Annotated in this window: 17 protein-coding genes; 9 read left to right on the top strand and 8 right to left on the bottom strand. The window is 64.9% G+C overall.

The window, feature by feature from the left end; translation table 11 throughout:
* Nucleotides 1-12: 12 nt before the first annotated feature.
* A complete protein-coding gene (locus ACVIJ6_RS35225; RefSeq protein WP_456776501.1) occupies nt 13-1,188 on the bottom strand; it encodes a transporter substrate-binding domain-containing protein in 1,176 nt (391 codons plus the stop codon).
* A 443-nt stretch (nt 1,189-1,631) separates the two neighbouring features.
* Between ACVIJ6_RS35225 and ACVIJ6_RS35220 the strand changes: the two genes are divergently transcribed.
* The 4 genes from ACVIJ6_RS35220 to ACVIJ6_RS35205 all read left to right on the top strand — a co-directional run bounded on the left by ACVIJ6_RS35220 (nt 1,632) and on the right by ACVIJ6_RS35205 (nt 8,308).
* On the top strand, nt 1,632-2,711 hold the full coding sequence (locus ACVIJ6_RS35220) for an AI-2E family transporter (protein WP_456776500.1): 1,080 nt from the start codon (nt 1,632-1,634) through the stop codon (nt 2,709-2,711).
* 432 nt (nt 2,712-3,143) lie between these two features.
* Complete coding sequence (locus tag ACVIJ6_RS35215) at nt 3,144-4,268, top strand: fatty acid desaturase (RefSeq protein ID WP_456776499.1); 1,125 nt, start codon at nt 3,144-3,146, stop codon at nt 4,266-4,268.
* Between the two features lie 730 nt (nt 4,269-4,998).
* Nucleotides 4,999-7,170 (top strand): DUF3141 domain-containing protein, encoded by a 2,172-nt coding sequence (locus ACVIJ6_RS35210; protein ID WP_456776498.1) that lies wholly within the window; start codon nt 4,999-5,001, stop codon nt 7,168-7,170.
* 19 nt (nt 7,171-7,189) lie between these two features.
* A complete protein-coding gene (locus ACVIJ6_RS35205; protein WP_456776497.1) occupies nt 7,190-8,308 on the top strand; it encodes a CBS domain-containing protein in 1,119 nt (372 codons plus the stop codon).
* A 110-nt stretch (nt 8,309-8,418) separates the two neighbouring features.
* Here the strand turns inward: ACVIJ6_RS35205 and ACVIJ6_RS35200 are convergent, their stop codons facing one another.
* From ACVIJ6_RS35200 to ACVIJ6_RS35185, 4 genes are all read right to left on the bottom strand, one after another.
* Nucleotides 8,419-9,381 (bottom strand): amidohydrolase family protein, encoded by a 963-nt coding sequence (locus tag ACVIJ6_RS35200; RefSeq protein ID WP_456776496.1) that lies wholly within the window; start codon nt 9,379-9,381, stop codon nt 8,419-8,421.
* A 149-nt stretch (nt 9,382-9,530) separates the two neighbouring features.
* Nucleotides 9,531-10,940, bottom strand: coding sequence for a TolC family outer membrane protein (locus ACVIJ6_RS35195; protein WP_456776495.1), 1,410 nt, complete (start codon nt 10,938-10,940; stop codon nt 9,531-9,533).
* A gap of 452 nt (nt 10,941-11,392) precedes the next feature.
* On the bottom strand, nt 11,393-12,172 hold the full coding sequence (locus ACVIJ6_RS35190) for an enoyl-CoA hydratase (protein ID WP_456776494.1): 780 nt from the start codon (nt 12,170-12,172) through the stop codon (nt 11,393-11,395).
* An 83-nt stretch (nt 12,173-12,255) separates the two neighbouring features.
* On the bottom strand, nt 12,256-12,636 hold the full coding sequence (locus ACVIJ6_RS35185) for a hypothetical protein (protein ID WP_012043148.1): 381 nt from the start codon (nt 12,634-12,636) through the stop codon (nt 12,256-12,258).
* 342 nt (nt 12,637-12,978) lie between these two features.
* Here ACVIJ6_RS35185 and ACVIJ6_RS35180 point away from each other — a divergent pair, with 342 nt between their 5' ends.
* Nucleotides 12,979-13,524, top strand: coding sequence for a sigma-70 family RNA polymerase sigma factor (locus tag ACVIJ6_RS35180; RefSeq protein ID WP_172236585.1), 546 nt, complete (start codon nt 12,979-12,981; stop codon nt 13,522-13,524).
* Between the two features lie 3 nt (nt 13,525-13,527).
* A complete protein-coding gene (locus tag ACVIJ6_RS35175) occupies nt 13,528-14,166 on the top strand; it encodes an NrsF family protein (protein ID WP_456776493.1) in 639 nt (212 codons plus the stop codon).
* Nucleotides 14,167-14,184: 18 nt separating this feature from the next.
* Here ACVIJ6_RS35175 and ACVIJ6_RS35170 read toward each other — a convergent pair whose 3' ends face one another.
* Together ACVIJ6_RS35170 and ACVIJ6_RS35165 are read right to left on the bottom strand one after the other, a co-directional pair.
* On the bottom strand, nt 14,185-15,294 hold the full coding sequence (locus ACVIJ6_RS35170) for a DUF2336 domain-containing protein (protein WP_456776492.1): 1,110 nt from the start codon (nt 15,292-15,294) through the stop codon (nt 14,185-14,187).
* Nucleotides 15,295-15,309: 15 nt separating this feature from the next.
* The gene (locus tag ACVIJ6_RS35165; RefSeq protein WP_456776491.1) at nt 15,310-16,458 is read right to left on the bottom strand and encodes a GGDEF domain-containing protein; all 1,149 of its coding nucleotides are present in this window, start codon (nt 16,456-16,458) and stop codon (nt 15,310-15,312) included.
* A 426-nt stretch (nt 16,459-16,884) separates the two neighbouring features.
* On the opposite strand from ACVIJ6_RS35165, the gene ACVIJ6_RS35160 reads away from it, so the two are divergent.
* Together ACVIJ6_RS35160 and ACVIJ6_RS35155 are read left to right on the top strand one after the other, a co-directional pair.
* The gene (locus tag ACVIJ6_RS35160; RefSeq protein WP_012043153.1) at nt 16,885-17,454 is read left to right on the top strand and encodes a sigma-70 family RNA polymerase sigma factor; all 570 of its coding nucleotides are present in this window, start codon (nt 16,885-16,887) and stop codon (nt 17,452-17,454) included.
* A complete protein-coding gene (locus ACVIJ6_RS35155; protein WP_456776490.1) occupies nt 17,451-18,332 on the top strand; it encodes a hypothetical protein in 882 nt (293 codons plus the stop codon). Before ACVIJ6_RS35160 ends, ACVIJ6_RS35155 begins: the two co-directional genes overlap by 4 nt.
* A gap of 314 nt (nt 18,333-18,646) precedes the next feature.
* On the opposite strand, the gene ACVIJ6_RS35150 is transcribed toward ACVIJ6_RS35155, so the two are convergent.
* Complete coding sequence (locus tag ACVIJ6_RS35150) at nt 18,647-19,537, bottom strand: ATP-grasp fold amidoligase family protein (protein ID WP_456776489.1); 891 nt, start codon at nt 19,535-19,537, stop codon at nt 18,647-18,649.
* A gap of 486 nt (nt 19,538-20,023) precedes the next feature.
* Between ACVIJ6_RS35150 and ACVIJ6_RS35145 the strand changes: the two genes are divergently transcribed.
* On the top strand, nt 20,024-20,596 hold the full coding sequence (locus ACVIJ6_RS35145; protein ID WP_456776488.1) for a TIGR03809 family protein: 573 nt from the start codon (nt 20,024-20,026) through the stop codon (nt 20,594-20,596).
* The last annotated feature ends 11 nt before the right edge of the window (nt 20,597-20,607 follow it).

The raw sequence follows: 20,607 nt of genomic DNA, 5'->3' as shown, positions 1-20,607 counted from the left end.
GGTCATCCGGCCTCATGCTGACAGCGCCTCCTCGCTCAGCCAGCGGCCGCCGATCGGTGACACCGAGAGGTAGGGATCCGGCTTGATCGGGCTCTTGCTCTCCCAGACGATGTCGAACTGGCCGTCGGCCCGCACGCGCCCGATGCGCGGCGTCACCCAGACATGGTTGTTGTCGGGATCGATCCGGATCGGCCCCTCCGGCGCCTCGAGGCTGAGCCCGAGCGCGGCCTCGACCAGCTTCTGCGTATCAAGGCTGCCGGCCTGCTCCAGCGCCCGCGCGAACAGCTTGATCTGCGCATAGGCCGAGGCGCTCCACATGCTGACCGGCGTCTCCATGCCGAAAGCCGCGGCGAACGCCGCCTTGAAGCGGTCGTTGCTGTCGCGCGCGAGCGTGCCGAAATAGCTCGCTGCCGTGAGGTGGCCGACGCAGTGCTCGGCGCCGATGGCGCGCACCTCGCCTTCGGCCATGGTCAGGCTCGCGATCGGCAGCCGCTTCGGGTCGAAGCCCGCGGCCGCATACATGCGATAGAAGCGCTGCGCAGTGCGGCCGACGATGGTCGAGAACACGACGTCGGGCGCGGCCTCCCTGATCGCGTCAAGGCCGCGCGTCAGCTCGGCGTCGCCCGCCTCCATCGTCACATATTGCTCGCCGACGACGCGGCCCGCATAGGACTCGACGAGGTCGCGCATGATGCGGTTGGACTCGCGCGGATAGATGTAGTCCGAGCCGATCAGGTAAACCCGTGGACCATGCTTGCGCACGATGTATTCGGCGAGTTGGAACGCGTTCTGGTTCGGCGCCGGTCCGGTGTAGATCACGTTCGGCGAGTATTCGAAGCCTTCGTAGAGCGACGGGTACCAGAGCAGGCCGTTGCGGCGCTCGATCGCCGGCAGCACCGCCTTGCGCTCGGCCGAGGTCGAGCAGCCGAAGATCACGGAGGCGCCGTCCTCGGTCAGCAGCCTGTCGGCGAGCTTGCGGAAGGTCTCGGGCTGCGAGCCCGGATCATAGGCGATGACCTCGATCTCGCGGCCGAGCACGCCGCCGGCCTTGTTGATTTCCTGGATCGCGAGCGCCGTACCGAAGAAGTGCTCGGACTCGGTGACCTCCATCAGGCCGCTGCGCGAGAACAGCACGCCGACGCGCCAGACATCCTTGTCGGATGATTTTGCGGTCGGTCTGGTCGTCATCATCATGCCTCCAGGTCGGCGGGCCGGTCGCGCCGGCTCGGAAAGCGCGGACTATTGCGGCTTGCCGTGCGCTTGGCAACGGGGCAGGGCCCGCAGAAAGGTTCCGTGCCAGGACGAGCCGCAGTCGCGGCTGAGCCTGGACCATCGTCACGAATGGCCCGGCGGAGATCGCGTGCGATCTGGCGGTCGGCCTCTGCGCGTTGCGAACTGGTAGAAGACATCGGAGGGCTTGCCGTCGGGTTCGGTCGCCCTGCGTTGAACGTTTATGGGCTGCGAATGCAGCGGTTGATGTGATGTAATTTTGCGGTATCGATCGCGACCGGCCTGGAGCCCGGATGCCGCGTTGCCGCGTTGACCGCTGTTGAATTCGGCGATACCCGGCTCGCGACGTCCGGAAGACCAAGGCGCGCGTCCAGATGTCGCGGCCAGACTGGAAAGTTGAAATGCGCAGCTTCGAAGATCGAGTGCTTCTGCTCCTGCTCGTCGCGATCACGCTGACGCTCGGCTGGATCCTGCTGCCGTTCTACGGAGCCGTGCTGTGGGGCCTCGTCGGCGCGGTCGTCTTCGCTCCGCTTCACCGCCGATTGGCGCGATCGATGCACGGCCGAGATGGCCTCGCTGCCGCCGTGGTGGTGCTGCTCGTCGTCCTGATCGTGATCATTCCGCTGTCGCTGATCGGGGCGGCGCTGGCGCAGCAGGCGACCGGTGTCTACGGACAGGCGCAGTCCGGCCAGCTGGATATCGGGCAGTACTTTCAGAAGATGATGGAGGCGCTGCCCACCTGGGTGGTTGACCTGCTCAACAGGTTCGGTCTCGGCAGCCTGGCCGGCCTGAAGGACAGGCTGTCCGCCATGCTGCTGCGAGGCAGCCAGATGATCGCAGGTCAGGCTCTCAACATCGGCCAGGGAACCTTCGAGTTCTTCGTCAATCTGTTCCTCATGCTGTATCTGCTGTTTTTCCTGCTTCGCGACCAGGACGCATTGTCGGAGCGCATCGCGACCGCCATTCCGCTGCGGACCGAGCAACGCAATGCGCTGCTGCACAAGTTCACGGTCGTCATCCGTGCGACCGTGAAGGGCAATCTGGTGGTGGCGCTGGCGCAGGGCGCGCTGGGCGGTCTGATCTTCTGGTTCCTCGGCATCACCGCGCCGCTGCTCTGGGCCGTCGTGATGGCGTTCCTCTCGCTGCTTCCAGCGGTCGGAGCCGGGCTGGTGTGGTTTCCGGTCGCGCTCTATCTGCTGGCCACCGGAGCGATCTGGCATGGCGTGATCCTGATCGCCTATGGCGCCCTGGTCATTGGCCTCGTCGATAATCTGCTGCGTCCGATCCTCGTCGGCCAGGACACCAAGATGCCTGATTATGTCGTTCTGATCTCGACCCTGGGCGGGATCGAGGCGTTCGGCCTCAACGGCTTCATCATCGGCCCGGCGATGGCGGCGATGTTCATCGCGATCTGGGGCATGTTCTCCGACGCACGACGCGATGGCGCATTCGTGCCGGAGACCACGCCCGGGCCGGGATGAAGGCGCGCGGTGCACGATTCGGTGGTCATGGCAAGCCCCAGGGGATCTGCTGCCTTCCTTCCGGACCAGCCAGGGCAGCGATCGAGCCCGAATGCGTTATCGTTCCCTGGCTCGCGCCCCGGAAAGATCCGGAGGAGGCACAGCAACGCCTCATTGACGCAGCAATTCAGGAGGGGATTAACGGAACGTAATCCGCCATCTCCTAGCAATGAGGAGGCCGGCGGGTTACCTTACATGATCCGCCCTGTGCGCTCTCTTACTCGCTCCTGACGGGGGTAGACGTCCCAGACTCCTCTTCCAGACCGGTTCATCGCCAGGGCGCATGGTGAACCATTTGGCTTCGACCACGGTTACACCAGCGAAGGCGCATGGTTTCGAACTCCTGCAGCCGGTTCGGCGGTGCTCAGGGGGCAATTGGCGCGCGGTCGCGACATGCGCGATCGCCAAGAACACAAGGTGGAGACGACATTGCAATTCGATCAGCCAGTCGCGATGGCGGCTGTGCAGCCCAAGGACTCCGCGCCCCCGCGTGCTGGCCATGACGAAGGCCGCGCGACGGCCGATGCCCGGTACTGGATGCAGATTCTCAGCAACTACCGCACGCCCAGCCGCATGCGAAGCATTACCGAGCTGGTGATCACGGCGGTGCCGCTGGTGGCATTGTGGACGGCAGCCTGGTTCGCGTTCTCGCTCGGCCATGCCTGGGCGTCGTTGCTGATTGCGATCCCGGCCGGCGGCTTTCTGGTGCGGCTGTTCATGATCCAGCATGATTGCGGCCATGGCACGTTCTTCGCCGGGCGCCAGGCGAACGACTGGGTCGGCCGCGTGCTGGGCGTGCTGACGCTGACGCCATATGACTGGTGGCGGCGCGCGCATGCGATCCATCACGCGACCAGCGGCAATCTCGACCGGCGCGGCATCGGCGATATCGATACGTTGACGGTGCGGGAATATCAGGCGCGGTCGGCCTTCGCGCGGCTGCGCTACCGGCTTTACCGCCATCCCCTGGTGATGTTCGTGGCCGGGCCCGCTTATTTGTTCTTCCTGCAGCACCGCCTGCCGTTCGGCTTCATGCGCGCCGGCTGGTCGCCCTGGATCAGCACGATGGCCACCAATCTCGGCATCGCCCTGGTCGTCGCGGGCCTGATGTGGCTGATCGGCATCCAGGCATTCCTGGTCGTGCATCTGCCGATCATGCTGCTCGCCGCCATGGCCGGCGTCTGGCTGTTCTATGTCCAGCATCAGTTCGAGCACACGGTCTGGGAGCGGGACGGGCGCTGGACCCAGCAGCAGGCCGCGCTTTATGGCAGCTCCCATTACGACCTGCCGGCCTGGCTGCACTGGCTCACCGCCAATATCGGCATCCATCACGTCCATCATCTGTCGAGCCGGATTCCGTACTACCGGCTGCCGGTCGTGCTGCGCGATCATCCCGAGCTTCGCGAGATCGGCCGCATCACGCTGCCCGAGAGCCTGCGCTGCGTCCGCCTGGTGCTGTGGGACGAAGCGCAAAGCCGCCTGGTATCCTTCCGCGACGCCAGGGCTGCGAGGCGATAAAATCGTACAGCCTCGCCATCGTCGTTCGGCGCAGGTCTATTGCATATGGCGGTCGACGTGGCGCGCCCAGGCGTTTCCACGTCGTCATGGCCGGGCTTGTCCCGGCCATCCACGTGGTCCGGCGCCCTCGCGACGATTTGGATGCCCGGCCTTCGCCGCGCCGAAGCGGCTTCGACCGTGCAGGCGGGACCAGCCCGCCATGACGGCGCAACTCATTGGCAGGCGTTCGCCCCACCCTTGCCCCATGCGACAGGCGCGATCGCGCAGCATTCGGGGAAGGCCGCAGGCCTTGAAGCCGCAATCCGAGATTGTCGCGCGTCCATTCCATCGGCGCAGCCGTCATCCGACGGGACTGCGCGAGAATTCATGACCAACACATGCAAGTTTCGCAGACGTCGCGCAGACGTCCTCCACCGTTTTGAAATCATATCGCTTCGCTCGCGATGACGTGGACGTCGTGCTGCGCCGCCTTCGGCAGGTTGTCGGCGAGGTGGCGTAGCTCAAATAGTCGTGAAGCTCCCGCGACGATCAAGTGCTTCTGTCCTGCACATGCTGGAATTTGCTCGGATGCCAATGGGATCTCCGTCCGCGGCACCGGGGTCTAAGGGAGCGGCGGGGCGCTGTCGCGCTCTTGCTTTTCGGGCGATGGTCATTTTATTAAAGAATGAAACTGTGTCGTTTTATAATGCCAGCGTGCAGACAGCTGCGCGGGTTCAAAGGAAATCGATCCATGTCAGTCGGAGAAGACCGGGCCTTCGGCATTGCGCCTTCGAACCCATTCGTCCTCGCGTTCGCCTATCTGCGCGATGCTGCCGAACGCAGCGTGTTGTTCTGGGACGTCATGCGTCAGCGCGCCGACGAACATCGCAAGCGCAGCCTGCAGACGGCCCCGCACGTTCTCGACTACGAGTTCGAGATTCTCCGGGACGGGCGCAAGTTCGAACGCCCGGTTAATTACGCGCTGCTTCGCATCGTCCCGCCAGCGGGAGAGGAGATCAGCACCACGCGCCGGCCTTTTGTCGTCATCGATCCACGCGCCGGACACGGTCCGGGGATCGGCGGCTTCAAGGCCGACAGCGAAATCGGCGAGGCCCTGAGGGCAGGGCATCCCTGCTATTTCGTGGGTTTCACGGCCGACCCGATGCTCGGCCAGACCATCGAGGACATCGTTCGGGCCGAAGCAGTCTTCCTGGAGCATGTCATATCGTTGCATCCTGGCGCGGATGGAAAGCCGTGCGTGATCGGCAACTGCCAGGCCGGCTGGGCTGTGATGATCCTGGCGGCGCTTCGGCCCGAGCTCTTCGGGCCGATCATCATCGCAGGAGCCCCATTGTCCTATTGGGCGGGCGTGCGCGGCAGAAATCCGATGCGGTACTCCGCAGGCCTGCTCGGCGGCAGCTGGCTGACCGCTTTCACCAGCGACATGGGGGGCGGCAAGTTCGACGGCAGCTGGCTGGTGCAGAATTTCGAAAACCAGAACCCATCCCACACGCTCTGGACCAAGCAGTACGACGTGTATTCGAAGATCGACACCGAAGCATCGCGCTATCTCGACTTCGAGCGTTGGTGGGGCAGACATGTCAACCTTAACGCCGAGGAGATGCAGTTCATCGTCGACGAGTTGTTCGTCGGCAACAGGCTCGCTGCCGGCCACATCCGGACCTCCGAGGGCAATGCAGTCGATCTGCGCAACATCCGCTCGCCGATCGTTGTCTTCTGCTCGAAAGGTGACAACATCACGCCGCCGCAGCAGGCATTGGGATGGATCCTGGATCTCTACAACGATGTCGATGAGATCAGATCCTACGGCCAGACCATCGTCTACACGGTCCACGAAACCGTGGGCCATCTCGGAATCTTCGTTTCCAGCGGCGTCGCGAAGAAGGAATACCGCGAGTTCGCCGGCAATATCGACCTGATCGATCTGCTGCCGCCTGGTCTCTACGAGGCGACGTTCGAGCACGCCGACGATGCCGCAGACGCGGCGCTCGTTTGCGGCGACTGGGTCATGCACTGCCGGGAGCGAACGCTGGACGACATCAGGGCGATGGGCGGCAATACGAGCGATGACGAGCGGCGCTTTGCCACCGTCGCCCGTGTGTCGGAGATCAACCTGTCGCTCTATCGGACCTTCGCCCAGCCCGCGATCAGAGCATCGATGACGCCACAGGCCGCCGAGTGGCTTCGCCAGGTTCATCCGCAGCGCATGCAATACGCGCTTTTCAGCAATCTGAATCCGTTGGTGAAGCCCATGGCCGAGCTTGCCGAGCAGATTCGAACGCACCGCTCTCCGGTATCTGCCGACAATCCCTTCCTGCTGGCGCAGGAGGCGGTCTCCGGGCAGATCGTGTCCGCGCTCGATGCTTGGCGCGACCACCAGGAGAAGCTCAGTGAATCGATCTTCCTGGCTGTCTACGGTTCACCCGTTTTGCAGGCCGCCGTCGGAATTGATCGCACGGCCACTTGCTCCAATCGTCCGGAGGAATCGCCGCTGCATCGCGAGCTGCTGCAACTGCGTGTCGCCGAGCTGAAGTTGCGCATATCGAGCGGCGGCCTGGCCGAGGCCGCCATTCGAGGGCTGATCTTCGTCGGGATGGCCCAGGGAGGCATCGATGAGCGCGCTCTCCACGCGCTGCGGCTCATCCGCCCGCGCACGGAAGGTGCGCTGCTGACGCTTACTCAATTCAAGGCGATGGCGCGCGAACAGTTTTACCTGCTGCTTCTGGATCAGGAAGCGGCGCTTGCCGCAATTCCGGGACTGTTGCCGGCTGATGCCGATCAGCGGAGCGAGAGCCTCGCGGCAATCCGCGACATCGTCAGCGCAGGCGGTGAGGTGACGCCCGAGGCTGACAGGCGACTGGCCCGGGTCCAGCAGCTGTTCCGGGCGGTCGGAACGAATTGAGCAGAGGAAGGAGCGATCCATGTCGGTGGCAGATACCGCGTCCTGGGACGGCAGCAGCCATATCGGAGGAACGTCGACGGCGACGGCTGTGCACGAAGCTGGAGGAAAGCGCCGGTTGACTACGGCCCGCGACATCATGACCGCGGCCGTCATATCGGTCTTCCCGGACACGCCGGTCCGCGAGATTGCGAGGCTGCTCCTCGACCAGGGCATCAGCGCGGTGCCCGTGGTCGATGCTGAAGGTTTGCCGCTCGGGATGGTCAGCGAAGGCGACCTGATGGGGCGAAACGATCTGGAGCGGGTGGCGGGCACAGAGTGGTGGCTTCAGCTGCTGACCGGACAGGAGGAGCTGCATCGTGATTGGCCGGCCAGCGCGCATGTCCTCGCGAGAACGGCCCGCGATGTCATGTCGGCACCGGTTGTTGCAGTCGGGGAGGAAACCAGCGTCCCCGAGATCGCGCGGCTCTTGACGGCCCACCGGATCAAGCGCGTACCGGTCGTCCGCGACGGCCGCATTGCTGGAATCGTCAGCCGCGCCAACCTTCTCGCAGTGCTGTTGTCGCAGGAGGAGAGCGCGATGTCCCGGCACGAGAGCGGCCTGCTATCACGCGCCCTTGCCAGTCTCGACGGGCAATTTCTGCATCGCCGGGGACCAACCGAAGCCCAGGAGGCGCGGCGCCCCGCCAGCCGATCGGAGGAGGACCTCCCGCTGGCGGCGGATTTCCGGGATCTGGTGGACGAATTCGAGCGCCATGAGGGGGAACAGCGCAATGCCCTTCGCGAGGCAGCTGCCGCACAGCGCCGGCAGCAGGTGAAGGACTTGATCGATCGGCATATTTCCGACGACAAATGGCGAACCCTGCTCCACCTCGCGCGCGAAGCAGCGCATCGCGGCGAGAAACAGCTCATGCTGTTGCGTTTTCCGAGCGGGCTCTGCATCGACGGCGGCCGCGCTGTCAACGTTGCCGAGCCGGGCTGGAATGCGACGTTACGCGGCGCAGCAGCGGAGATGTATCTGCGGTGGGAGCGGGATCTGAAACCACATGGCTTTCGGCTGACTGCGAGCGTGCTCGAATTTCCCGATGGCCTCCCGGGCGACATCGGGCTGTTTCTGATCTGGGGAGACGCGCAAGAGTGACCGGACCGGACTCTTAGCACGCCGCTCCGTCGCGCCATTGCAAGTCGATCAGCGGGACAGGCTTTGCCGATCGCGCCCTCCGAACGACAAATCGGTGGCGGTCACGCGCATCAAAACCCGTATAGTCGCGCCGGATTGTCGACCAGGATCTTCTTGCGGATCGTGGCGTCCGGGGCCCAGACCGGGAGCTGGTTCATCAGGCGGCCGTCGTCGATCGGATAGAACGGCCGGACATCGGTGAGCTTTAGCTCGGGATGCGGCGACGAATCCGGGTGCGGCCAGTCGGTGCCCCAGACGATGCGGTCGGGGTTGGCTGCGATCAGCGCCTGCGCGAACGGGATCACGTCGGCGTAGTCCGGGCCACGGGTCGAGGCGCGGTAGGCGCCGGAGATCTTCACATAGGCCTTGCCGGCGCGGACGAGATCGAGGAGATCGGAAAAGCCGGTCTGCTCGAGGCCGAGTTCGGCCTGCGCGCCGCCGAAATGATCGAACACCGCCGGCACCGGCGACTGCATCACGAGGTCCTTGATGGCCGCGATCATCGGCGTGTTGGTGTAGAGCTGGACATGCCAGCCGCGCGCTTTCATGCGCTCGACGGCGGCCTGGAAGCGGGCGCGGCCGACATTGGGATCGTTGATGCCGCCGGTCGCAAGGTTGAGGCGGATGCCGCGGAAGCCGTCCGCGTTCATCGTATCGAGTTGTGCCTCGGTGGTCTTGTCGTCGATCACGGCGACGCCGCGGGCGTCGTTGCCGCGCGCCTTCATGCCGAACAATGTCGCTGAATTATCCGTGCCGTAGACGCTCGGCGTGACGATGACGACGCGCTGGATGTGCAGCGCCTTGTGCAGCGCGGCCATCTCCTCGGGCGACGCCGGATCCGGCGTGTAGACGCGGTTGGCTGCGAACGGAAACTTCTCGGGATCGCCGTGGATGTGGGTGTGACAATCACAGGCGCCGGCCGGAACGTCGAAGTTGACGGGTGTCGCGGGTTGCGAAGGCTTGGCGCGGGCTGTGGTGGTCATCGTCACTCCGGCGGCGAGCGAGGTCAGCAGCAGGCTGCGGCGGTTGAGCATGGTGATCCTCCCCGGATGTCGCGCGTGCGTTGTGGGTGACGCGCGTGATGTCGAAGGATGAGCGTGAACCGGCGCGGCGCAGGGGGCAAGAGCGAAGAGAAGCGGCCGAGAAACTCGGCCCGCTCTCGAATGGCCCTTGATGACGATGGCTACTGCCCCGAGGGCGTGCGCAGGCCGTGCCAGGCGTCACGAACCTGATGGTAGTGAACCTCCGGCAGATAATCGGGAGTGTTCAGGTTGAGATTCTTGACGTCGAGCCGGCCGATCGCGCTCAGCAGCGTGTAGGAGGCGATGACGCGGTCGCGCTGGGCGCCGATCAGGCGCGCCTTGGCCTGGATCAGATCGGCCTGCGAGTTCAGCACATCAACGGTGGTGCGCTGGCCGCCTTGCGCCTCGCGCGAGACGCCCTGCAGCGCGACGGTCGCGGCTTTGACCTCGGCCTCGGAGGCGCTGACCGCAACCTTGGCGCCTTCATTGGCCACCCAGGCGCTGATCACGGCGGTGCGCGCCTGGTTGCGCACCTGGTCGAGGACGAGACGGCTCTGCGCCGCGACCTCCTTGGCCTGGCGGGTCTGCGAGGCCGCCGTGCCGCCATCATAGATCGGTGCGGTGACGTTGCCGAGGATCGAGGCTTGGTCGGTCCCGAACGTGCCGAGCGTCTGGTCCGAATCGCGGCTGCGGCTGACGCTGCCCTGAACGGTCACGCTCGGCAGCAGGGCGCCCTCGGCAACCTTGATGGCCGTCGAAGCCACGTCGACGTCGAAGCTCGCCGCGGCCACGGCCGGGTTCTCTTTGTTGGCCAGGGCGATCGCGTCTTCGCGGCTGCGCGGCAGCAGGCGATCGACCGGATCCGCGGCGCGCAATTGGCCGGGCGCCATGCCGATCACTTGCGCGTAAGTCGCCTGACTGATCGCGAGATTGACCTCGGCGGCGTTGAGATCGGAGAGTCCGCGGGACAGCCGGGCCTCGGCTTGGGATGCATCGGTCGGCGTCACGTCGCCGGCATTGAGACGGCGCTGCGTCACCGCCAGGGTTTCGCGCAGGAATGCGACGTTCGAGCGCTGCGCCTCGACCAGCGACTGGTTGGCCAGCACGTTGGTATAGGCGGTCACGGCATCGAGCAGGATGCCCTGGCCGACATTGCGCAGCGCCTCGCGCCCCGACTGCACCTGCAGCTCGGCCACCCGTACGCTGTTGGCGGTTCTAAACCCGTTGAAGAGGGTCTGCGTGACGGTCAGCCCGATGGTCCAGGGCTTCAGCGTCTGGCTCTGAATCGCATTGGTCGGAAGCAGATTGCGCACCGCCTGCAGGCCAGCCCCGAGAGTCGCGACAAGCTGGGGGCGATAGCCCGCCAGCGCCTGTGGTACGTTCTCATCGGTTCCGCGCTGCCGGGCGCGCTCGGCGTTGAGGGCCGGGTTGGTCTGGTAGGCCTTGGCCAGCGCGGCGGCGAGATCCTCGGCGCGGGACGGCGAGCAGAAGGCGACGAAGCCCGTCGCGATGGCCAAGCCAATGCCGAACCGCCGCGTCCTCCCGGTGAACTGCTCGCCCCGACCCACCATCTGACACCGCCGCGCCTCATGACCTTAACCGGTTGTTTACCTGTTTAGGGCGGACGGCTGCCACACACAAACCATCGGTGTGGATTCGGGTTGGCTTTTCCATGGTTTGTTGTGGCGGTCTCGCCACAGACGCGCCATGCGGGACCACGCAAATACATGCGATCAGGTCAGCCGATAGCGCCATCGCTTCATGCTGCTGTAAGCGAGGCATGATGCGCGGCTGAACCGTGAGACGCGCCGCACGCGGAGGCTGCGAATCGCACCGGCCTGTCGCGAACCATTGGCGAATTGCTCGCCTTGTATCTCTCCGCGTCCTCGCAAGGAGACATCGATGTGCATCGAAAGGTGCTATGCGGCTGAGGGAGCAGGGGGGACAACTGATCATCCCCTGCAGTCCTCAGACCAGCTCGCTCCGCCTGATCACGACGAGGCGGGCGTCTGCAGCGCTGCTCTCAGCGGTTCTTGTTGACCGGCTTGCGCTTCTCGATGAAGGCGGCCATGCCTTCGGCGCGATCCTCGAGCGCGAAGGTGGCGTGAAACAGGTTGCGCTCGACATTCATGCCTTCCGAGAGCGGAGTTTCGAAGGCGCGGTTCACGGCTTCCTTGGCCATGGTGGCCGCCGGGCGGGACATCGACGCGATCTTCTCGGCCGCTGCCATCGTCTCTTCCATCAGCCTGTCCGCCGCCACGACGCGGCTGACGAGGCCGGAGCGCTCGGCTTCCGCCGCATCCATCATGCGGCCGGTCAGGCAGAGGTCCATCGCCTTGGCCTTGCCGATGGCGCGCGTCAGGCGCTGGGTACCGCCGATGCCGGGGATGGTGCCGAGCGTGATTTCCGGCTGGCCGAATTTCGCGGTGTCGGCGGCGATGATGAAGTCGCACATCATCGCGAGCTCGCAGCCGCCGCCGAGGGCATAGCCGGCCACCGCCGCGATGGTCGGCTTGCGGCAGCGCGCGACCCGGTCGCCGCCGATCGCGGTGAAGTCGCTCGAGAACATGTCGATGAAGCTCTTGGGCTGCATCTCCTTGATGTCGGCGCCGGCGGCAAAAGCCTTCTCACTGCCGGTGATCACGATGCAGCCGATGGCGTCGTCGGCCTCGAGGTCGTCGACGGCCGCGGCAATCTCGCGGAAAACGCCGAATGACAGCGCGTTGAGCATCTTGGGCCGGTTCAAGGTGATGACCCCGACCGCGCCTTTTCCTTCAACGATGATGTGCTCGTAAACGCTCATGATCCTACCCCGCAAATCGAAACAGCGGGCAATGTGCCCGCTGGTGGGTTGCGCATCAAGTAGGAGCAGCGCCGCGCGGCGTCTCAGATCATGAACATCCGCGCCGCCGAGCCCAAGGTGAGCAGGGTGCCACAGGCGATGAAGATCTTGCCGATGATCGAGGCCTTGTCCCAGCCCGAACTGTCGTCATTGCTGACCGTCACGAGGTTCACTGTGACCGGTTCGGCCTGTGCCGGCTCGGCCGATGCCGCGTCGGTGGCCTGCGTCATCGGTGCGGGCGGCGCCTCCGCCTGCGGCGCAGGGGACACCTCCTGCTTGGCCGGCGCGCTCGTGTCAGACCCGACCGGAAGGAACGGGCTGAAAGTCTGAGTTTCGGCCGCGCGCGCCAATCCAGTGCCGGTGAGGCTGAGTACGAGCGCTGCGGCAATGATCAATGCTGAACGTCCACTGGCTTGGATCGTCATCGTCGGCCTTCTCCCCGTCCCGCCAGCCCAGCCGGGAGTGAGACCCCGACAGATGTCGAGAACGGGGCAGAACTTAGGTATCTTCCTGCCGCCCAAGGCAAAAGCAGGGCGAGGCCGCAACCATGCCGGCCCGTCCTTGATGATATGGTCCAGTGCCCGATCCTGCTCCGCGCAATTCGGTGCTATGGAAGCAGGGGTGAGACTTGCGTGCGGCCATGATCTGGGTATGGCGGAACTCGGCTGGTTCCAAGGCTGTGCGACCTGGTCACGAATTCGTGAATGTCTCGGCGGCGGAGTAACAGCGCGCGACGACGGGCGAATAATCGGGGGTGGAAGCGTCAGGTGCGCGAGCGTGACGACGAGTGGACGGCCTGGATGCGCCAGGCCATCGCCGGAGACGATGAGGTCTATCATCGGTTGCTGAAGGCGATCACGCCGGTGCTGCGCGCAGCTTCACGGCGCGGGCTTTCGCGCGCCGGTCAGCCCGTCGATCAGGCCGAGGACATCGTGCAGGACATTCTGTTGGCGGTTCACCTCAAGCGGCACACCTGGGACGTCGATGCGCCGTTCGCCCCATGGCTGTTCGCGATCGCTCGCAACAAGCTGATCGACGCGCTGCGACGGCGCGGCCGGCGGGTGTTCGTCGACATCGATGATTTCAGCGAGACGCTGGCCGACACGCCGCCAGCGCCGACCGTCTCTGCCGGCGAGGTCGAGGCGCAATTGAAGACGCTGCCGCAGCGTCAACGCGACGTGCTGCAGTCGATCGCGGTGGAAGCGAGTTCGATCAAGCAGACGGCGGAGAAATTTTCGATGACCGAGGGCGCGGTGCGCGTGGCGCTGCATCGCGCGCTCGCCAGCCTCACGGCCAAGCTACGGGACAATTGAGCCATGGACACCGATCAGCTTATCCGCTCGCTTGCGGCCGACAATGCCCAACGGGCGCAGCCCGTGGGCATCGTGCTGGCGTTGGCGCTGATGGCGGCGACGCCGGTATCGACCGCGATGCTGCTCATCGGCCTCGGCATCCGGCCCGACATCTGGCTCGCGGTGCGCAATCCGTTCTTCGATCTCAAATTCGTGGTGACCACCGCACTGGCGATTCCGGCGCTCATCATCAGCCTGCATCTGTCGCGGCCCGAAGCGTCGCTCCATGGCTGGAGCTGGCTCCTGATCGCGCCGGTCCTCGTCCTCGTCGGCGGCATTGCGGCGGAGATGATGGTGCCGCAGCGCGCGCCGATGATGGCGCGGCTGGTCGGCCATAACTCGATGCTGTGCGTCAGCGCGATTCCCGTCTTGTCGCTGCCGCTTCTGGCGGCCGCGCTGTTCGGGCTGCGCCATGGCGCACCGTCGCGCCCGGCGTTGGCCGGTGCGATCGCCGGCCTGGTTTCGGCGGGACTGGCCGCGACGCTCTATGCCGCGCACTGCACCGACGATTCGCCGCTGTTTGTCGCCACCTGGTACACGATCGCGGCGCTGGTCGTGGCCGCCCTCGGCGCCGGGATCGGTGCGCGGGTGCTGCGTTATTGATGCGCGAGCGTAGAGCGATCAGGCCTGCGCAGGCGTCGCGGCATCCTGAACCCGATGGAAGCGCAGCACCTGTTGTGCCGTTGACGGTCTGAGCCGATCGTAAGTGGCCTTGCTGGCGACGAGGTCAGTTGGTCCAGTGCCGGCGAGCTCATCCCGCATCAGGATGATCGACTTGACCGTGGGCCAAGACAGGCCTGCCACCTTGGCGAGGATCATCACGCCTTCGGCGCGGCTCTCCACCATGATGCTTTCGGCGACCGCGACCGGGACGTTGGCCATCGCTGCGACCGCGGCATTGGCCTCGTCGAACTTCCGGCTTTCGGTAAACTGGGCGACGAGCTGATCGTCGAGCCGGCCATCGGCGTGCAGCGACCGGATCAGCCGATGTGCAATTTCCGTCTGGCTGGTCAACGCCACCGTTGCCGAGCGGGCACGGCGGCCCGCGGTCCTTACCGCCTGCGACACTTCCTGCCCCAATTTGGGGTTCGCCGTTTCCAAACGCGCGCGGACCGCCGCGGAGGCCTTGGCCACAAGTTTCAGAAAGAGATGGCGCGGCAGATCAGGCCGCAACGCGAGACATGCAGCCAGATCGCCATCCTGTGCGGCGCGGTCCAGGAGCGCGTCGACGCTGCGTTCCGACAGATCGGCGCCGGGATTGCTGACGGTGCTGTGGACGACCTCGTCATTGCCGCGCCGGAGCAGGATGTCAGTCACGGCGCGGCTCAGGACCCGGCGGATGGAAATCGCGAGCAGATGCGCCTGGCTCTTGGTCTGGGCGGTCCTGATCAGCGCGGCCTCATCGAGCCGTTCCGATTTCGATAGTACCGGACCGGCGACCTCGATGGCATCGTTATCGGCCAGCCGGGCCAGCGTTTTCGGCGGTGCGCAGTCGATCGGTGCCAGCCGGCTGGCGAGCAGGGCGCGCGCCGATGTTTCGATATGCGCGATCAGGCATTCGAAGACGTCGTCGAACAGCGCGACCTGGTCGTCGGCGAAGTCTGGCGCGCCGTCGATGAACAGGTCGGTGACCCTGCGCAGGGTCTCGACGCGACGCGCAACGGTGCCGTTCGCGAGCGTGTCCTGTAGCTCGTCCAGCAGGCTCTCATTGGGCGCTGGCTTGCCGCTCATCCCGGCGCGCTCCCGTCAGGCGCTGGTGACGCGATTGCGTCCCTGGGCCTTCGATGCGTAGAGCGCACGATCGGCGCGGGACAACAGCGACTCGGTGGTCTCGTCGCCGCGCGAGGTCGCAACGCCGGCCGAGAACGTGACCTGCAGGCCGGCCGAGAATGCGCTCCAGTCGAGATCGGCGATGATCTGGCGCAGGCGCTCGGCGAGCCGGCAGGCCGGGTCCAATGGCGCGCCGGGCAGGACAAGCAGGAACTCCTCACCGCCATAGCGGCCGAACCGATCGCTGCTGCGGATATTGGCGAACATCGTGATGGCAAAGGTGCGCAGCACGTCGTCGCCGGTCGGATGCCCGTGCTCGTCATTGATGCGCTTGAACCAATCGAGGTCGATCAGCATCACCGAGCATGGCTTGCCGGTCTGCCGCGACCGCGTCAGCTCCTCCTCGAGCACATGCATGATGGATCGCCGGTTGAGCGCGCCGGTGAGCTCATCGAGCTCGGCGAGCTCCTCGATCCGGCGATAGGCCTCTTTCAGCTTCAGGCCGCGCTGATACAAGGACTCGCGCAGCGAACTCGAGAAGATGCCGAGGAACATGCAGCCGGCGATCGTCACCACGAAGACCAGCAGCGTGGCGAGCCGCTCCAGCGCACCGCCGGTTGGCATGCCGAGCGGCTTGTCGGTCAGCAGGAACAGTCCGGCGAGGCCGAGCGCCAGGAAGGTCCAGCAGATCGCGGTCTGGCGCGGCGTCGCCCGGAGCGAGCTGAAGCCGACGACGAGGTAGAGCGTGCACAGGAACACGATGCTGACCTCGGGCGCGACGTAGCAGAAGGCCACCGTGAACATCATGCTCACGATCGACTGCGGAACGACCAAATAATGGTCCCTGAAGCGTTCGTTGAAGCCGCTCTCCGACAACAAGGTCCACAGCGCGACGGTGGCTAGTCCGATGGCTGCGTAGACCGGCGCGATCGAGGCCGGCACGGTGCCGGCCTGCGCGTAGATCAGGAGGATGACGGCATCGATCAGGTAGCAGCCCGCGATCATGGCATAGATCTGCCGCCGCTGGCCGACGCGGCGAGCGCGAACGTCGCGAGACGGCGGCGGCTTGACGCCGCGCGCGTCGGCAACGATCGAAGGTGAAAGAGGCGGTGCCGTCGTGCCCATGTGCTCGCAATTCGTCGTCGCTGGCTGAAAATCTACGTGGGAAAGCCTTTAACTTTGGTATCTATGCACGTGCGGTGATGCGGTGGCGACGAACCGCCGCCGCGCGCCGCGACCGCAAAATCACGGGCTTTTCGTCGTGTAAGGCTCAGCGATCCCGGTGCCGTGCAGGAGCTGTCGACATCGGCGCTGGATGGGCGCTTGGAGCCGGAGGCCGGAAGAAGGTAGCGGAGGGGTATGAGCGACGATGGGTCTGAACAGGGGATGCGAGAACGCGCCGGCCGGGGCGCGCCGGGAGACCGCATGTCGGACGGCGGAACTGTGCGCCAGCTCACAGTCAGGGACGTATGTTTCCGGTATTTTGAAGAATTTTGCGGTTGAATTCGAACCGCGTCCTCATTCCTCCAGACCAACCTTGCGAGACGGCCATTGAGCGTGACAGCGGCGGCGTCGGATGAAGCCCTGATGGCCAGGATCGCCCAAGGCGATCGGCTCGCCATGCAGGTGCTGTATGGCCGGCACCATGTCAGGGTGTATCGTTTCGGGCTCCGGCTCGTACGGGACGAACAGGTGGCGGAAGACCTCATCAGCGAGGTCTTCCTGGATGTGTGGCGTCAGGCCGGCAAGTTCGAGGGCCGTTCTGCCGTCTCGACATGGCTGCTGGCGATCACGAGATTCAAGGCGCTGTCGGCACTTCGGCGCCGCAAGGACGTTGAGCTGGAAGACGAGGCCGCGAACGCGATCGAGGATACGTCCGATGATCCGGAAATAGCGGTCCAGAAGAAGAATACCGGGGAAGCCCTGCGCAAGTGCCTGACCGCGCTTTCGCCTGACCACCGGGAGATCGTCGATCTCGTCTACTACCACGAGAAATCCGTGGAGGAGGTGGCCGAGATCGTCGGAATTCCGGAGAATACCGTCAAGACGCGCCTGTTCTATGCGCGCAAGAAATTGGCCGAACTCCTGAAGGCGGCCGGCATTGAGCGAGGCTGGCCATGATGGCTTTGAGCAACAAGATGCTGGACCACGAGCCCAGTGAAATCGAACTGCTGCTGCCCTGGTATGCCGCCGGCACGCTGAACGCGCGCGACATGCGCAGGGTCGAGGAGGCGCTCGCCAGCGATCCCGATCTCGCGCGTCAATATGCCGAGATCCAGGGCGAATATGCTGAGACCATTGCGCTCAACGAAACCCTCGGGGCGCCGTCGTTGCGGGCGATGCAGAAGCTGTTCGCCGCGATCGATGCGGATCCGACGCAGAAGCCTGCCGTCGCGCCCGGCATCGGCGCCCGTCTTCTGGCGTTCTTCGAGAGCCTGTCGCCGCGCACATTGGCCTGGACGGTCAGCCTCGGTGGCCTGCTGGTGCTGATCCAGGCCGGGGTCATCGGCGCGGTGCTGATGCGGTCGCAGATCGCGAGCTTCGAGACGGCCTCGCTCAGCCAGGACAAGCTCGTCGCCAACGAGCCCATGAGCAAGTCAGCTCCGGCCCTGCCAGGTGCCGGCGCGCCTGCCTCAAGGATGGCCGCGCCGCCGCCGAGCCCCGCCGCACCAGCTGCGGCCGACCGGGCCGAGAGCATGGCCCGCTCGCGCGTGGCCGAGGCACCGGCGCCGGCGGCTCCGCTGATCCGCGGCCTCGGACCACAGGTGGCTGCACCGGCGGCACCCGTCTATGCGCTGGTCCGGTTCGCGCCGGATGCGCGGATGGCCGACATCACGGCGCTGCTCGATTCCTACCAGGGGACGATCGTCGAGAGCGCAAGAGGCGGGACCTTCAAGCTGCAGCTCGGCGACCGGCCGTTGTCCAAGGCCGAAGCCGACGGTCTCATCGGCCGGCTGGCGCGGGAGAAGATCGTCAGCCTTGCGGTGGCCGCTCAATAGGCCAGCTCAATAGGTCGGGGCGAGACGTTGGGGCCTCGGCCGGGGGCCGCAAACAGATCGTCAACGATTTCGTGAACATTCGAGAATTTTCCGCCCCGCTTTGAACGTGCCCGGCGGCGGCCTCGACAGAACAAATGTGGGAGCGGTGATCCCTCTCCCCAAAGCTATATAAGGCGCGAGCGCCCATCCACCCCAAGCGCCCATATGGCTCGAGCCGTCCGGTTGTCCCCCCGGACGGCTCTTTCATTTGCCCCGGACGGCTTGAGTCTGAGGTCGTCCGATGTGCCGGGGCGTAGCGGTCTCAAACACGGTGCTCACGGTGCAGGACAATCCGGACGCGTCTTGATCTCGGAGAGCAGGCGTCTGCTGAAACCCGGCTCAGAGAATGGCTCCATGCCGGCTCCCGGGGTGAAGGTGAACTCGCCAAAGAACACCTGTCCCGCCTTTTCATAGAGATCGACTCTGACAAAATCGAATGGTCGGGACAGGTCCTGTGCGGCGTGACAAAGCGCCTCAAACTGTTTGGGTCTGATCCATGTTGTCGTCGGCTTGAACGCGCCCAAGGTCAGGTTCAGCGGCTCGAAGTCGGGAGGTGAGAGCAGAATGCGCTCGTGCTCGATGAATCGATTGGCGTCGACCTGAACGAAGAGGATGCGTCCAAAGCTGCAGAAGAATTTGAAATCGCGCAGGTCCGAACCGTGTTCGGCGATGTTTTCTTCAATGATGATTTTGCGTTCCAGCGGCGCGTACTGACTTTCGCGAAAACTGTAGAAATAATTGTAGCGCCCGGCGCGATAGAGTTTCGTGAGATCGGGGCGGGCGTCCAGGAATTCCGTCGCTGCTGAACCGTGCGTCGGTTTGGCGACGAGATGCCGTCCCAGATGCGGTCCCATGGCCTCCGTAAAGCGATCGATGCTCATGCCTCGGATCGGGAGGATCGCGACCGTTTCGGCAGCCTGGATTGCGGGATGGAGCTTGCTCGCTTCAAGTTTTGCAAACTCCTTGTCGACGCATCGAAGCTGTGTGCTGCTCCAGCCGCCGCGGCTCATCCGATCGACCAGGAAATCATGATAGTCCGCCTCCGGATCCTGCGGCTGCCTTGGCCGCCGGCCGAACACGCGGTTGAAGTGTCGGGCAATGAAAATCGCGTTGATCGGGGCGACGTTGGGTGCCAAGCGGCTGGCGTAATGTTCAATTCGTGACATGGCGCAATTCCGGTTCGAGAGAGCCTGTGCTCCTTGCCGACATCGCCAGGACCGACCTGTGGGGTCTCGGGGTCAAAGGCCTGGGTAGTCGCTCCAAGAGGTTTGACGCTCAAACGCAACTATGAACTGCGCGCAGCCAGCTGCTTTCGACACCGTGAGTGATTGATCGCGGAGCCCGCATCAGGCGGCGGAGTTCGGGGCAATTCGAGTGGCGCGATGCTGTCGCAGCATGCGGAATGTTGAAAAAGGCAATGGTCGAGGGGGGACGCGAGAAACAGATGAGAGCCGGTGTCGGCTCTCACGCTCAAATTGTATCGGTGCAGATTGAGAGTGGAAAAACAGCCCGTAAAGTCCGCGAAACTACGGGCGGCAGCCGAAAGAAGATGGCGTCATCTAGACTTTGTTAACCTTTTCCACAAAATATTCACGTCACGTTGCGTTGATTCGTGCCGAGTGCGTCCGTCCCTTCTTCTTGCGGGCTCCCATATGACACATCGACTGGACGTGGCTTGCAGCCGCGAACTGGCTGAGCGCTGGTGCGCGCTTGCCGAAAGGCGGCTCGATCACCTCACCGAACTCTACGAGAGCGGCCGTTGGCGGCGCTATTACACCGAGCATTCCCTATTCGACGATCTCCGCAATGCCAAGGCGGCGGTGTTGGCTTGGCGGTCGCTGTCTGAAGCCCCGTTGCCGGCTCCGAAAGCCCGGCCGGTGATGGAGGCGCTGTCCGTCGCGCCGCGCGCGCCGACATCCTGGCTGCCGCCCGCGGCCGTCAAGGCGAAGCCGATCGAGCTGCCGTGCTCGCTGGAGACCGTTCTCGCCAAATCCGAGATCATCGTTCCGGTCGAGGATGAAGCCGCTGAGGACAGTCTCGACGCTGAGCTGGCTGCGGAGGACGATTTCGAGGTCGAGCTGACCCTGGCGGCGCCGCGCATCGACATGGCCGCCCTCGCGGAGGCTCTGAGCGTCGGCATCGAAGCCGATACTGATGACGACGAGCCCCTGGTCGAACTCGACACGATCGAACGCCGCTATCCGGCGCTGGCGGTCGCGTACTGACACGCACCGCG

It is taken from the genome of Bradyrhizobium sp. USDA 4369 (assembly GCF_054056435.1).
The sequence above is the reverse complement of the archived record's forward strand: the minus strand, read 5'-3'. Positions and strand labels throughout refer to the sequence as shown.

Coding starts and splice junctions, on each gene's coding strand:
- ACVIJ6_RS35225 (WP_456776501.1), bottom strand. CDS start 1,188: ATGACGACCAGACCGACCGCAAAATCATCCGACAAGGATGTCTGGCGC.
- ACVIJ6_RS35220 (WP_456776500.1), top strand. CDS start 1,632: ATGCGCAGCTTCGAAGATCGAGTGCTTCTGCTCCTGCTCGTCGCGATC.
- ACVIJ6_RS35215 (WP_456776499.1), top strand. CDS start 3,144: ATGCGCGATCGCCAAGAACACAAGGTGGAGACGACATTGCAATTCGAT.
- ACVIJ6_RS35210 (WP_456776498.1), top strand. CDS start 4,999: ATGTCAGTCGGAGAAGACCGGGCCTTCGGCATTGCGCCTTCGAACCCA.
- ACVIJ6_RS35205 (WP_456776497.1), top strand. CDS start 7,190: ATGTCGGTGGCAGATACCGCGTCCTGGGACGGCAGCAGCCATATCGGA.
- ACVIJ6_RS35200 (WP_456776496.1), bottom strand. CDS start 9,381: ATGCTCAACCGCCGCAGCCTGCTGCTGACCTCGCTCGCCGCCGGAGTG.
- ACVIJ6_RS35195 (WP_456776495.1), bottom strand. CDS start 10,940: ATGGTGGGTCGGGGCGAGCAGTTCACCGGGAGGACGCGGCGGTTCGGC.
- ACVIJ6_RS35190 (WP_456776494.1), bottom strand. CDS start 12,172: ATGAGCGTTTACGAGCACATCATCGTTGAAGGAAAAGGCGCGGTCGGG.
- ACVIJ6_RS35185 (WP_012043148.1), bottom strand. CDS start 12,636: ATGACGATCCAAGCCAGTGGACGTTCAGCATTGATCATTGCCGCAGCG.
- ACVIJ6_RS35175 (WP_456776493.1), top strand. CDS start 13,528: ATGGACACCGATCAGCTTATCCGCTCGCTTGCGGCCGACAATGCCCAA.
- ACVIJ6_RS35170 (WP_456776492.1), bottom strand. CDS start 15,294: ATGAGCGGCAAGCCAGCGCCCAATGAGAGCCTGCTGGACGAGCTACAG.
- ACVIJ6_RS35165 (WP_456776491.1), bottom strand. CDS start 16,458: ATGGGCACGACGGCACCGCCTCTTTCACCTTCGATCGTTGCCGACGCG.
- ACVIJ6_RS35155 (WP_456776490.1), top strand. CDS start 17,451: ATGATGGCTTTGAGCAACAAGATGCTGGACCACGAGCCCAGTGAAATC.
- ACVIJ6_RS35150 (WP_456776489.1), bottom strand. CDS start 19,537: ATGTCACGAATTGAACATTACGCCAGCCGCTTGGCACCCAACGTCGCC.
- ACVIJ6_RS35145 (WP_456776488.1), top strand. CDS start 20,024: ATGACACATCGACTGGACGTGGCTTGCAGCCGCGAACTGGCTGAGCGC.